This is a genomic window from Caulobacter sp. GW821-FHT09A05 (assembly GCF_059418465.1).
In genome coordinates, this window is the sequence record NZ_JBWKPX010000005.1 from 161,970 (window position 1) to 173,927 (window position 11,958).

The following is an 11,958-nucleotide window of genomic DNA, read 5'->3' on the forward strand; positions in this document are numbered from 1 at the left end:
TCGGCGGAGCAAATGGAGAGCTTCACCTTGTAACTCGCGATGGGGTAGTGTTTCCGCAACTTTTCGCCGGGAGGGCGTAAGCATGCCCAATATCATCACCACCCCAAACGTGCTCATGCACAACAACGGCACGTCGTCAGACGTGGCGTGCCCGCGTTGCGGCGCCTTTTTCCTGCATCACCTGGACGTCACGATCTTCGACCGAGGGGAAGACGACAAAACGCTCGTCAAGACGGTTGCGAGCGGACGCAGCGTGACGATGGATGAAGTCGTTTCGAAAGATTCGGGTAATCCGAGCGCCCGCCGCGACGGCATTGTCATTCGCTTCCGCTGTGAACAATGCGGTGGAGAGGACGAGGGAGAGTTGATCGAACTCACCATAGCCCAGCACAAAGGTTCAACTGAGATGGCGTGGCGTTATACACCCGCTCCTCTCGGAAAAAGCTCCAAATGAAGCTTGCATACATTCTCGGAGGCTTGGTGCTGGTGTCAGCAGCTCCCGCACTCGCCGATCCATGCAAGGCGATTCCCGACCGTGGACCGATGCCCGCTCACCTACATGACGGCGCCCGGTTCACTGGTCCTGTCTCGTATGTCGGGGACGGCGACAGCCTATGTGTCGCGCTCGGTACCTCAACCGACCGGTGGGTGGAGGTGCGGTTGGAGGATTTCTACGCCCCGGAACTTCACGCTCCAGGTGGGGCTCAGGCCAAGGCGACGCTGGAAAGGATCACCAGAGGCAAAACGATCTCGTGCGTCGCCGATCACCGCAGCTATGACCGCGTTGTCGCCCGGTGCGTCCTCGGCGGTAGGTCGGTGGGCGATATGATGCGCGCGGCTGGAGTCAAAGAGGGTGGGAATGGCCGATGGTAGATTCGTTGACGTGGTTGCCAGTGGCGGAAGCGAACCAGGGTACGCTGTCGCTATTCGCTTTGATTGTCGCGCTCGCGGTGGCCGTCCGGGAAAATACCATGGCGAACAAGGCCAAAGCGGAGGCGCTTGAGGCCGAACAGAAAGCCGAGGCTCGCGACCGCAAGGCGCTGGCCGAACAAGAACGGCGTGGACGAGAAGCCCGGATTACTGCTCGTAGGGAGGCGGTGACAGGATACGTCAACGCCGGCATCAACATCATCGCGCAACTCACCCGCGCGGCGAACCTCGAAAAGCATCGATTGCAGGAAGAGGATACTGGGCCGCGCGCGGCCGTCGCGGGAGATTTCATCCTCACCGGTCGGCGCATAGAAGGCGCGCTGCTCGCTCTGGAGCGCATCGCGCCGCCTGATCCCGACTTGATCCTGGCTACGCGCGCAGCCCTCGAAACCTTCGCTTCATGGGATACGCTCAGTTCATTGCGTGGTCTCGACTCCTGCCTGGAAGGGATTAAGGACCGCATAAAACATGCAGAGGATGCATCTGAGGCCCTGACGCACCGGTCTTATGAAGTCTGGAATTCCCATCATGATGATGTGGCCTGACGTCGCAGGTCCGCACCCTAACTCGCAGTAGTGGGAGCATGCGCGTACAGTGATACTGTTGCGAACGTCTAAGGTTCGAGGCCATGCACGCAAATCAACTGACGGCAGTTGTATTGGCGATGATCAGTACAATGGGCTTTCAGACCCCACCTCAGTCACCACAACTTGAGCCGACCACGAAGGCGACTGCGCCAGTCGGTTCTCTGAACTGGTACATGTCGAGGCCGTGGCGTCATGTGGGCTCCCCCGTTACTGATCAACAGTTTGAACAGGACAAAGCTAAGTGCGCGGTCACCGCGAATATGGCGCCAGTTGGCCAAGGTTCACCGGAGATCAAATATCTCGTCGTATGGATTAGCTGCATGAAGGCCGCCGGTTATGAACCGGTTCCGTAGTTACACGGTATATACGCTTGACGGGGGCGGCATGTCTAGTCGGCGCGATCGACCACCTCGGCGCGAGGACGCTAGCAACGTCAAGTTCAATTTCACGTGCAGCAATCAGCAATGCAGCCATATTTTTGAAATAGGGGGACACGATCTACACGTAACCGATCGCCTCATCTGTCCGATGTGTGAGTATGACGCTGTCATTTCTCACGAGGAGAGAATGCGATGCATCGAGCAAGCCGTTCAATGTCGAGATCGTGCCTTGAAAGACTTACGTAATAGTCACGAATAGATCAGTCTCACTAGTAGGTATGTCAGGGGGAGCGACTCCGCTCACCTGCGGGGCGATAAGCGCCCGCGCTACCGTCGCCCGCTCATTGTCGCGGGCGACGATCCGGCCGTCGCGCAGTCCGATGTAACCATCACCGTCATAGGCGCGCGCGCGACGATGAGGGCGTGAGGCTCGGATCACGGTGCCTCCCCATCTGAATGGCTACCTTCCTTATGGCGCCGAATGCCTGCGAGCAGCCTGGAATGCCAGTCGCTGTTGGGGAGTTCCGCTAGATCGTAAGCTGCGGAAAGGCTCCCAAATATCTTGCGATAGTAGGTCGTTCCGGGAATGCTGCCGTCGGCGTCCACCACGCTCGCGCTTATGTATCCATGACGGTCGTGGCAGCGCCGGAGGCCGGCGAGCAACTCGTCGGTCGTGAGGTTCACGATCTGCGCCCGCCTTACCGCCCAGTTGATCCGATGATAGCCGACAAGGCTGTAGGCTTCGGCCAAGGTTCCAAACCGGTCCTGATACGTTGCCGGCCCTGCCATGTGGGGGGCCTCCCTGATCAGGCGATAGGTGAGCTTTCCGTGCTTCGCATACAATCGTTTCAGATCGCGCAGCAGCCTGCTCGTACTGTACTTGTTGGTCGTGCCCGGACGCGGATTATGCCGGGCGGCGTGAACAAGTTGCGGATTGACGAGCGGAGCGAACGCCTGGGTGCTGATCCATTCGTCGGGGTGGTTCTGTTTGCAATCCGTCCCGAGGCGACGTGAAGTGCGGTTGTACGTATAGCGGCCCAAGATGAAGTCGTGGTGGATGATCCGTTCGACCTTGTAGCAGGTCCATTTCTTACCGCGTTCGGCGGGGATGCCCTCCTTGTTTAGAAGATCGGCAATCCGCTGATAGCTCCGACCTCGAACATACAGGCGGAAAATCCGCCGGATGACCGCGACCTCCTTTGCGGGACCGGGGATAGGCACAACGCGGTCAGTCCTCATTGCCTTCCAGTCGCCGGGCTCCAGCACCCCCTTCGCGGCGCCGTTTTCATCAACCAAGAGCCATCGGACCCCATAGGAGATGTATTTACCCTGAAGGTACCCGGCGGCGGCATATCGTGAATGGGCGAAGAACACCTTGGCCGACAGTTCGCGGCTATATTCCCCCGCCATGACCCGCTTGAGCTGCTTGATTAGGCTGGAGGTGGCGGTGCCATCCTGTTCAAACGGCTCCGCCACGTAGTGGACGGGCACGCCAGCGGAGCGGCACAGCCACTCGTAGTGGCCCCCTTGATCGATGTCCTGGAACCGACCCCATCGGCTTACATCCAGCACCAGGATTGCGGCAAAGGCGCCGTCGCCGGACACCGCGTCACGGAGAAGGGACTTTAGACCTTCGCGCCCCTTGAGGGTCAGTCCGCTCTTCCCGGCATCGATATAGGTCTGCACGATCTCGTAGCCCCGCTCTTCCGCGTACTTCGCAATCGCCGCGCGCTGGTTGTCCGGGGAGTAGCGTTGGTGCTCGGTCGACATGCGCACGTACTGCGCTGCGGGGATTCGTGGAGTGGCTTGCTGGGCAAATTGCACGTGGTGCTCCGTCCTTGAGGAGCCGGCGCGCGTGGACGCTTAGCGACGAGAGGTAAAGGGCGTGAAAAGTCGTATTTTCGGAGAATCCAACGTTTAACGACGGGTTCACGGCAAAGAACTGTGGAAGACGTTGGAAACATGGTGCCCTAGCGAGCCGCTCCACCGGCGATCAACGCCCGCGCCACCTGAGCGCGCTCCTGATCGCGGGCGACAATCCGGCCGTCCCGGAGGCCGATGTAGCCTTCGCCGTCGTAAGCCGGCGCGACGATGTAGGCGTGGCGCCCACGGGTGAACCGCAGCGGCCCAATGCGGGAAGGGGTCATCGGACCAACTCCCAGCCCTTGTATCGTCCCTCCATCGGGATCGACCGCACGTACCCCAGAGATTGCTGCGCGGTGAGCGTGGCGCCCACGCGCTTTCGCATCAGGACCACCGTCTCCTCGTCTGCCTTCAGCCCGCGCGCTTTGATCTGTGCGTGGACGATTTCGAGCGACGTCAGCGGCCGGTCCGCCGCCTTCAACATCCGCAGGACAAAGACTGACGCCTGCCCCTTGGTGGCGCGATGCTTGGTCGGATATCGGGCGACGCGGCTAATGTCGGCGTTCGCGTCGAACATGCGGATCGTCGCGTCGATGTGGTCGAGATCGCAAACGACCTTGCGCAGTTCGGCGCGGTGGAACTTGATCATGCCCGCCAGTTGGGCGCGCTTCTCAAGGAGGCCGGCGATGGTGTTGGGGCGTTCAGGCTTGTTTTGCATGCGGAAGAACGTAGCAAGAACAACAACTTGCGTCTCAAGCGGCTAGGTGTGTTTCCGCCATAAGAGCGGAATTCGGGGTCCAGGCCCTCGACAGCCTCCGGGGCCCGCTGGAAACCGGAGAGGTGATGGTGGCCCGGGCCAACGCCCATGTCCGTTATCCGGCCCGGGTGCAGCTGGTGGCGGCGATGAATCCCTGCCGCTGCGGCCACGGCGGGGCCGGGCGCGGGGCGTGCGGCAAGGCGCCGCGCTGCATCCGCGACTATCAGGGACGGGTCAGCGGGCCGCTGCTCGACCGGATCGACCTGGCGGTCGACATGCCCGCCGTCACCGCCGCCGACCTGGCCCTGCCGCCGCCGTCCGAGGGCACGGCCGAGGTCGCCGCCCGGGTCGCCCAGGCCCGCCGCCTGCAGCTGGAGCGGGCCGAGGCGATCGAGAACGCGCCGGTCGGAGCCGAGGCGCTGAACGGCCGGGCCGAAGGCCGCTACCTGGAAAAGATCGCCGACCTCGACGAGGCCGGGCGCGGCCTGCTGGCCCGCGCCGCCGAGGCCGGTCAGATCAGCGCCCGGGGTTGGACCCGCGTCCTGCGCCTGGCCCGCACCATCGCCGACCTGGAGGGCGCGGCCAGCGTCCGCCGTGTGCATGTCGCCGAGGCCCTGGCCCATCGCCGGACCAGCGCGATGGGGACGATGAACGGCGAGGGGGTGTTCTGAGCGTCTCGGTCGGACGGGCCGGTGGGATGTTTATGCTCGGCGGATGGCGACTCGCGTTCAATGATTTCAACGCCTTAATTTTTCTCGACCCGATTTGGTCCTCACCCCTTCGAGCTGACCTTATCCTGACCTCACCTGAAGGCACGGGGAGGGCGCACGTACGGCGACCGATGCGGCTTTTAGGGGTGGACGAACGGGAAGGCCTTGTCCGCCGCGCTTCCTCGGAAGCATCCCGGGTTGGTTCGGAGCAGGTTCGCCTCGCGACGAAGCTTCGGCGCCCGGGACAGGCGGATCAGGCCGGCAGGCCCGGGCTGAAATCGCCCGGGCGGTCCAGGGTGAGCCAACACCCTGCCCGTCGGGGGCCTCCATCGGAGCGGGTTAAGAATCCGCGACCCGAAGGCTTCCGGATAACGGCTCCACGCGAAGCGCCTGAACTTCGTCGAAACGGTACTCAAAACTGCAAATCATCCGGGCGAGGCCCGGGCGCTTCGCACCCTTCCCATCCGCTCAGCGAGAGATCGCGTGAGGCGGCGAAGCCGCGCCTACCAGATCCTCCCCCTGTGGGGGAGGTGTCGGCGAAGCCGACGGAGGGGGAGTGATCGGAAGGTGGCCCGTTCTACGATCGACGATCCCAAAGCTACCCCCCAACGATCGCTGCGCGATCGCCTCCCCCACAGGGGGAGGGCCTGGCGGCGGGTCGCTAGCTCCCCACCGCCAGGTCGTCGGCGTGGATCATAGGGCCTTCGGTGAAGCCCAGCTCGGCCTCGATGGCGTCCGAGCGCAGGCCGGCGATGCGGTGGGCGTCGGCGCTGTCGTAGCGGACCAGGCCGCGGGCCACCTCGCGGCCGGTCTCGTCGCGGACCCGCACGGCGTCGCCCTTGTCGAACGGGCCCTCGACGGCGCGGACCCCGGCGCAGAGCAGGCTCTTGCCGCTGGCCAGGGCGGCGGCGGCCCCGGCGTCGACGGTCAGCCAGCCCTGGGGCGCCAGGGAGCCGGCGATCCAGGCCTTGTAGGCGGCGGCGGGCGAGGCCCCGGCCTCGATCACCGTGGCCAGGGCGCCGTCCTCGATGGCCTGGAGAGGGGAGGGGCGCGAGCCCAGGGTGATCAGGGTGGCGCAGCCGGCGGCCCGGGCGATGCGGGCGGCGGCGATCTTGGTGGCCATGCCGCCGGTGCCGACCCCGGCCGAGGCGTTGGCCCCCTCGGCCATGCCGGCGATCTCGGCGGTGATCTCGCTGACCCGCGCGATATGGGCGGCCGACGGGTCACGGCGGGGGTCGGCGGTATAGAGGCCGTCGATGTCGGACAGCAGGACCAGCAGGTCGGCGCCGACCATCTGGGCCACGCGGGCCGCCAGGCGGTCGTTGTCGCCGTAGCGGATCTCCTCGGTCACCACCGTGTCGTTCTCGTTGACCACGGGCACGACGTTCAGGGCGATCAGGGTCTCGGCGGTGGCGCGGGCGTTCAGCCAGCGGCGGCGCACCTCGGTGTCGTCGCGGGTCAGCAGAATCTGGGCCGCCCCGACCCCGTGCGGCTCCAGCGCCTCCTCCCAGGCCCGCATCAGCACCGACTGGCCGGCGGCGGCGGCGGCCTGCTTCTCGGGCAGGGTGAGGGACTTGCGCCCCGTCAGGCCCAGGCGCCGGCGGCCCAGGGCCACGGCCCCGGACGACACCACCACCACCTGCTGGCCCCGGGCCCGCAGCCGGGCGAGGTCGGCGCAGAAGGCGTCCAGCCAGGCGCGATCGGCGGCCCCGGTCGCGGCGTCGACCAGCAGGGCCGAGCCGACCTTGAAGACGATGCGTCTGGCGCGGCTGAGCGCTTCCCCCGAAGCCGCCATTACGGAGTCCAGCCCCCGGGGGTCTCCTCGACGTGATCCTCGTCGTCCTCGATCTCCTCGATCGCGTCGCCCCGGCGGATGCGCACCTGGGTGTAGGCGGCGCGCAGCAGCTCGGTGACGCCCTCGCCGGAGACGCCGGAGACCAGCATCGGCCTGGTTCCCGCCACGGCCTCGAGCTCGGCGGCCTTGGCCGCGCGGGTCTCGTCGTCCAGGGCGTCGATCTTGTTGAGCGCCAGGATCTCGGACTTGTCGGCCAGCTCGTCGCCATAGGCTTCAAGCTCGCCGCGGATCGTGGTCCAGGCGCCGGCGATGTCGTCCTGGGTGGCGTCCACCAGGTGGATCAGCACGGCCGACCGCTCGACGTGGCCCAGGAAACGGGTGCCCAGGCCCGCGCCCTCGCTGGCCCCCTCGATCAGGCCGGGAATGTCGGCCATCACGAAACGCTCGCTGGTCGACAGGTCGACCATGCCCAGGTTCGGGGTCAGGGTGGTGAACGGATAGTCGGCGATCTTCGGCTTGGCGGCGCTGGCGGCGGCCAGGAAGGTCGACTTGCCGGCATTGGGCAGGCCGACCAGGCCGACGTCGGCGATCAGCTTCAGCCGCAGCCAGACCCACAGCTCCTCGCCCTCCTGGCCGGGATTGGCGTATTTCGGGGCCTGGTTGACCGGGCCCTTGAAGTGCAGGTTGCCCCAGCCGCCGTTGCCGCCCTTGGCCAGGCGCAGGGTCATGCCGGCGGTGTCGAGGTCGGCGATCAGGGTCTCCTTGTCCTCCTCCAGCACCTGGGTGCCGACGGGAACCTTCAAGATCACGTCCTCGCCGGCCGCGCCGTGGCGGGCCCGGCCCATGCCGTGGACGCCCGTCCCGGCCTTGAAGTGTTGCTGGTAGCGGTAGTCGATCAGGGTGTTGAGGCCCTCGACCGCCTCGATCCACACGTCGCCGCCCCGCCCGCCGTCCCCGCCGTCGGGGCCGCCGTATTCGATGTACTTCTCGCGTCGGAACGAGACCGCGCCGCCGCCGCCGTTGCCGGAGCGGACATAGATTTTGCACTGGTCCAAGAATTTCATGAGCGTCTTTTGTCGCAAGGCGGCTAATCCGTCGAGCCGAAACGCGCCTACGGCCAAGCCTGGAAGGCGTTTGGGGATCGGAATCCGGTCGTTTGGCCGCGCTTTCCCATGCCGAACCGCGTTCGGCATCGTGACGAAATGTTAAAACTGATCGTGCGACATACGGTCCTATGAGCAAGCGGACGGGACTAGCGCGCGGGGAGGGCTGGCGTTGACGACGATTTCCGACGCCGAATTCGCGCATGACCTGCAGGACCTGACGCTGCCGACCCTGTGCCGCAAGTACACCCACGAGGCGTCGCTCCACCGCAACATGCTGATGAGCCGGGGGACGGGCCTGGCGCCGGAATGGCGGGACTTCCGCGCCTTCCTGATCGCCGTCGGCCGTCGGCCGAGCGACGCGCACAATTTCATCCTGCTCAATCGCAACGAACGCACCTACGGCCCTGGCCGGGCGCGGTGGATGACGCCGGACGAGCAGGCCGCCCACGAGGAAGAGTTCGACCGCCAGCAGGCCGCCAAGAGCCGCGAAGCCCACCAGCTGATGCACCAGGCCGCGGCGATGAAGCGGGCCCAGGCCCCCAACGCTCCGAACTTCGGCCAGTGGACGCCGATGGCCGGCCGCCAGGTGGCCTATACCGAGGTCGCCAAGCGCCTGGCGATTCCGATCAACGCCCTGAACAAGACCATGGCCGACGGCCGCACGGCCGACGAGCTGGTCAAGCGCTCGGGCTCGGCCCAGGAACTGATCAATCCGGACCTGCAGTGGCTGCCGCCGGATCCGACGCGCAAGGCCAACTTCTTCGAGGCCTTCCGCATCTGGCACATGCAGGTGCAGCCCCAGTTCGCCCGCGCCGCCACCCCGACCTTCCTGTTCCTCTACATCGCCCTGCCGGTGATGAAGGAGTGCCGGGACGAGCTGATGGCGCTGAACCTGTGGAACCCGCTGGGCCAGCGGGCCATGAACGCCCGCGACAGCCACCTGGCGTGGAAGAAGTACTGCGAGTTCATGCCCCGCGCCCAGGTGGCGATGATGGAAATCCCGATCTACGCCACCTATTCGCTGCTCAGCGACCTGGACGCCCTGTGCGAGCGGATCGTGGTCGCCGAGAAGCGCTTCCGCGAAGGCCCGCAGAAGGTCGTGGCGACGCACCGGGCGGCTTAGAGACCTTGCGTTTTCGCGAAACTAGGATCTGTGGGCAGTTGATGACGGTCTTGAGCCGAATTCCTCGTCCTTCGACAAGCTCAGGATGAGGAATTCTACTCAACCGCCTTACCAGTAGCCCTCATCCTGAGCCTGTCGAAGGACGAGGGCGCAGCCTCGACGCCAAACGCCTGACGGTCCACAGAACCTAGGCCAGCCAGACCATCATCCGCGTCGGCACGGACTCTCCCCGCGCCGTGGACGGCTTGTGCTCGACGACGCCCGTGTACAGGAAGCCGGCCTTGACCAGCACCTGGCCCGAGGCCGGGTTGTCGGCGAAGTGGCCGGCGACCACCAGCTTCCTGCGCCAGTCGGTCCTGGCCCAGGCCAGGGCGCCCTGGGCGGCCTCGGTCGCCAGGCCGCGACCCCAGTAGGGCCGGCCGATCCAGTAGCCGACTTCCAGGTGGCCGACCGGCGGGGTGAAGAAGCCCAACACCCCGACCACGCCCTCGTCCTCGTGGTCGATCACGAAGGTGGCGTCCTTGCGCGGGTCCTGGACCTGGCAGCGGGCCACGAAGCCGTCGGCGTCGCCCTGGCTGTAGGGCCAGGGCATGCGGGTGGTCATCTTGGCGATCGCATAGTCGTCGCACAACGCCGCGATCCGCGGCGCGTCCTGGCTTCCAGGAGTCCGCAGCGTCAGCCGCCGCGTCTGGATGATCGGAGCCTTCTCGATCACGCACATGGCGCGTCTCCCGTTCTCGGTCCTTCTAGGTGGGGACCGTGTCGCTCGGATTTCAGGCCTGGGGTCCTTTTGCGGCCAAGAAATTTCGAGCGCGGACAAAACAAAAGCGGGGAGCCCGGCGTCCGGACTCCCCGCTTGAGGTCTCGTCTGTCCGGATCGTCTTTCTCTTGGAAAGCGCGACCCGGTTTCTACGCGGTTCGCGCTATTCGGCGGCCTGGGCCGCCGGAGCCACGTTCACGTAGGTCCGGTTGTTGCGCTTGGTGACAAAGGCCACCGCGCCCTCGATGAGGGCGAACAGGGTGTGGTCCTTGCCCATGCCGACATTGGCGCCGGGATAGAACTTGGTGCCGCGTTGACGGATGATGATGTTGCCGGCGGCGACCTTCTGGCCGCCGAACTTCTTCACGCCAAGGCGGCGACCGGCCGAGTCGCGGCCGTTGCTGGACGAACCGCCAGATTTCTTGTGAGCCATGGTGGCCTCCTAGTTCCTTTGATCTGGTATCTCGAAAGAGACCTGGATCAAGCTAATCGTTCATCGAGCCCCGCGAGGGTCTCAGGCTTCGGCTTCCGGAGCGGTCTCGGCGGCGGCCTTCTTCGGCGCGGCCTTCTTCTTCGGAGCGGGGGCGGCTTCGGCCTTCACCGGAGCGGTCGGGATCGTCGCCGGGACGGCGGCGTCACCCAGGCCGCGGGCGCGGGCGTTCAGGATCACCTTCGGGGTCAGGTCGATGGCGCCGTCCCACTTGGTTTCCTTGCCGCCGCCGGCGACCGAGGTCACGCGGATGACCGACTCGGTCTGGCGGTGGCCGCGGGTGCGGCGATAGCCCTGGCGGCGGATCTTCTTGAAGATCTTCACCTTCTCGCCCTTGCGGGTTTCGAGCAGGGTTCCGGAGACGACAGCGCCGTCCACGAGAGGGGCGCCGACCGTCACGGCCTCGCCTTCGCCAAGCATCAGGACTTCGCCGAAAGCGACTTCCGCGCCCGGTTCACCGTCGAGCTTTTCGACAACCAGCAGGTCGCCGGCTTGGACCCGGTACTGCTTGCCGCCGGTTTTGATCACCGCGTACATAGGTTAGCGCCTTAAGAAACGTGCGTTCGCAAAATAGGGAACGCCCGCGAGGAGACCCGGCGGGCGAGAGGGGCGCATTTATACCTTCGAAAGTCCGTGAGTCAACGGCAACGGGGGCGCGGCTTGACTAAAATAGCGACGCAGCCCTAGCCGCGCCAAACGTCCGGATACGGGGGCATCGAAACGTCCAGGGCCTGTTCCAGGCGCCAGGCCTCGTCCTCGCCGTCGATCTCCAGAACCAGCCGCTCCAGCCGTTCGCGCACGGCCGATCCGGCCAGCCATGTGGAATAGGCCTGATAGGCGGCGTAGTCGTCGCCGTCGCCGAACCAGGAGCGCGCGTTCGAGCGCCTGAAGATTTCCGAGTTGACGGCGTCGGCCAGGTGCAGTCCCGCGCGGTGGTCGTCGCTGGCCAGCCAGGCCGCCAGGCGCGCCTCGATCGGTTCGCCCAGGACGATCAGCCCCCGCAGCCAGTCCTCGGCTTCTTCTTCCTCCGGCAAGGTCCGCAGGGCTTGGCGCCAGGCCGCGTCGAACGCCGCCACGATCGCGGCGCGCTCGTCCGCCGTCCAGTCGGAGAATTCGCCATAGACGATCTTGCGCGCGAGGCCCTCGGCGTCGCCGCCTAAGTGGACCCGCGCCGGACCCCGCACGCAGAGCTCCAGGATGCGTGGCAGGAAGTGCCTGTAGTCGTTCGCGCCACCGACCGTCGTCATGGCCCAGCCCATATAGCCGCCGAAGTCGTCGGCGGTGAGCTCGGCCAGGGGGCGGGCGGAGAGTCGGGCCAGAATCTGCTTCGGATTGCGACCGGGCGCAGCCTCGAGGACGATGGGCCGCCTATGGCGCTGGAAAGCGGCGTAGACCGCATCCAGCGCGGCTTGCAGATCGGGTTCCGGTGTCATGGCCGCGCTTCATACCATGGCGGC

12 protein-coding genes and 1 pseudogene are annotated in these 11,958 nt (G+C 65.8%); 4 read left to right on the top strand and 9 right to left on the bottom strand.

The window, feature by feature from the left end; translation table 11 throughout:
• The first annotated feature begins 82 nt into the window (after nucleotides 1-82).
• Both AC07NX_RS06770 and AC07NX_RS06775 read left to right on the top strand, forming a co-directional pair.
• A complete protein-coding gene (locus tag AC07NX_RS06770) occupies nucleotides 83-454 on the top strand; it encodes a hypothetical protein (protein WP_494640242.1) in 372 nt (123 codons plus the stop codon).
• Between the two features lie 412 nt (nucleotides 455-866).
• A complete protein-coding gene (locus AC07NX_RS06775) occupies nucleotides 867-1,475 on the top strand; it encodes a hypothetical protein (protein ID WP_494640243.1) in 609 nt (202 codons plus the stop codon).
• An 857-nt stretch (nucleotides 1,476-2,332) separates the two neighbouring features.
• Here the strand turns inward: AC07NX_RS06775 and AC07NX_RS06780 are convergent.
• The 3 genes from AC07NX_RS06780 to AC07NX_RS06790 all read right to left on the bottom strand — a co-directional run bounded on the left by AC07NX_RS06780 (nucleotide 2,333) and on the right by AC07NX_RS06790 (nucleotide 4,478).
• The gene (locus AC07NX_RS06780; RefSeq protein WP_494640245.1) at nucleotides 2,333-3,721 is read right to left on the bottom strand and encodes a recombinase family protein; all 1,389 of its coding nucleotides are present in this window, start codon (nucleotides 3,719-3,721) and stop codon (nucleotides 2,333-2,335) included.
• 146 nt (nucleotides 3,722-3,867) lie between these two features.
• Complete coding sequence (locus AC07NX_RS06785) at nucleotides 3,868-4,044, bottom strand: hypothetical protein (RefSeq protein ID WP_494640246.1); 177 nt, start codon at nucleotides 4,042-4,044, stop codon at nucleotides 3,868-3,870.
• Nucleotides 4,041-4,478, bottom strand: a complete 438-nt coding sequence (locus AC07NX_RS06790) for a hypothetical protein (RefSeq protein WP_494640247.1) — start codon at nucleotides 4,476-4,478, stop codon at nucleotides 4,041-4,043. Before AC07NX_RS06790 ends, AC07NX_RS06785 begins: the two co-directional genes overlap by 4 nt.
• 68 nt (nucleotides 4,479-4,546) lie before the next feature.
• Here AC07NX_RS06790 and AC07NX_RS06795 point away from each other — a divergent pair.
• Nucleotides 4,547-5,188, top strand: a pseudogene (locus AC07NX_RS06795) (ATP-binding protein); the annotation flags it as partial.
• Between the two features lie 700 nt (nucleotides 5,189-5,888).
• On the opposite strand, the gene proB reads toward AC07NX_RS06795, so the two are convergent.
• Both proB and obgE read right to left on the bottom strand, forming a co-directional pair.
• The gene (gene proB / locus AC07NX_RS06800; RefSeq protein ID WP_494640248.1) at nucleotides 5,889-7,022 is read right to left on the bottom strand and encodes a glutamate 5-kinase; all 1,134 of its coding nucleotides are present in this window, start codon (nucleotides 7,020-7,022) and stop codon (nucleotides 5,889-5,891) included.
• Entirely contained in the window at nucleotides 7,022-8,086 is a 1,065-nt protein-coding gene (gene obgE, locus AC07NX_RS06805) for a GTPase ObgE (RefSeq protein WP_494640250.1), read from the bottom strand. Before obgE ends, proB begins: the two co-directional genes overlap by 1 nt.
• Nucleotides 8,087-8,297: 211 nt before the next feature.
• Between obgE and AC07NX_RS06810 the strand changes: the two genes are divergently transcribed.
• Nucleotides 8,298-9,251, top strand: coding sequence for a hypothetical protein (locus AC07NX_RS06810; protein ID WP_494640252.1), 954 nt, complete (start codon nucleotides 8,298-8,300; stop codon nucleotides 9,249-9,251).
• A gap of 187 nt (nucleotides 9,252-9,438) precedes the next feature.
• On the opposite strand, the gene AC07NX_RS06815 is transcribed toward AC07NX_RS06810, so the two are convergent.
• The 4 genes from AC07NX_RS06815 to AC07NX_RS06830 form a co-directional block, all read right to left on the bottom strand.
• Entirely contained in the window at nucleotides 9,439-9,972 is a 534-nt protein-coding gene (locus tag AC07NX_RS06815) for a GNAT family N-acetyltransferase (protein ID WP_494640253.1), read from the bottom strand.
• 202 nt (nucleotides 9,973-10,174) lie between these two features.
• On the bottom strand, nucleotides 10,175-10,444 hold the full coding sequence (gene rpmA, locus AC07NX_RS06820) for a 50S ribosomal protein L27 (RefSeq protein WP_035073813.1): 270 nt from the start codon (nucleotides 10,442-10,444) through the stop codon (nucleotides 10,175-10,177).
• A gap of 81 nt (nucleotides 10,445-10,525) precedes the next feature.
• Entirely contained in the window at nucleotides 10,526-11,038 is a 513-nt protein-coding gene (rplU, locus tag AC07NX_RS06825) for a 50S ribosomal protein L21 (protein ID WP_028038840.1), read from the bottom strand.
• Between the two features lie 146 nt (nucleotides 11,039-11,184).
• Entirely contained in the window at nucleotides 11,185-11,934 is a 750-nt protein-coding gene (locus AC07NX_RS06830) for a hypothetical protein (protein ID WP_494640254.1), read from the bottom strand.
• Nucleotides 11,935-11,958: the final 24 nt, after the last annotated feature.

What these genes read in the sequence shown, in the direction of transcription:
- AC07NX_RS06770 (WP_494640242.1), top strand. Translation starts at nt 83, where the DNA reads ATGCCCAATATCATCACCACCCCAAACGTGCTCATGCACAACAACGGC.
- AC07NX_RS06775 (WP_494640243.1), top strand. Translation starts at nt 867, where the DNA reads ATGGTAGATTCGTTGACGTGGTTGCCAGTGGCGGAAGCGAACCAGGGT.
- AC07NX_RS06785 (WP_494640246.1), bottom strand. Translation starts at nt 4,044, where the DNA reads ATGACCCCTTCCCGCATTGGGCCGCTGCGGTTCACCCGTGGGCGCCAC.
- AC07NX_RS06790 (WP_494640247.1), bottom strand. Translation starts at nt 4,478, where the DNA reads ATGCAAAACAAGCCTGAACGCCCCAACACCATCGCCGGCCTCCTTGAG.
- proB (WP_494640248.1), bottom strand. Translation starts at nt 7,022, where the DNA reads ATGGCGGCTTCGGGGGAAGCGCTCAGCCGCGCCAGACGCATCGTCTTC.
- obgE (WP_494640250.1), bottom strand. Translation starts at nt 8,086, where the DNA reads ATGAAATTCTTGGACCAGTGCAAAATCTATGTCCGCTCCGGCAACGGC.
- AC07NX_RS06815 (WP_494640253.1), bottom strand. Translation starts at nt 9,972, where the DNA reads ATGTGCGTGATCGAGAAGGCTCCGATCATCCAGACGCGGCGGCTGACG.
- rpmA (WP_035073813.1), bottom strand. Translation starts at nt 10,444, where the DNA reads ATGGCTCACAAGAAATCTGGCGGTTCGTCCAGCAACGGCCGCGACTCG.
- rplU (WP_028038840.1), bottom strand. Translation starts at nt 11,038, where the DNA reads ATGTACGCGGTGATCAAAACCGGCGGCAAGCAGTACCGGGTCCAAGCC.
- AC07NX_RS06830 (WP_494640254.1), bottom strand. Translation starts at nt 11,934, where the DNA reads ATGACACCGGAACCCGATCTGCAAGCCGCGCTGGATGCGGTCTACGCC.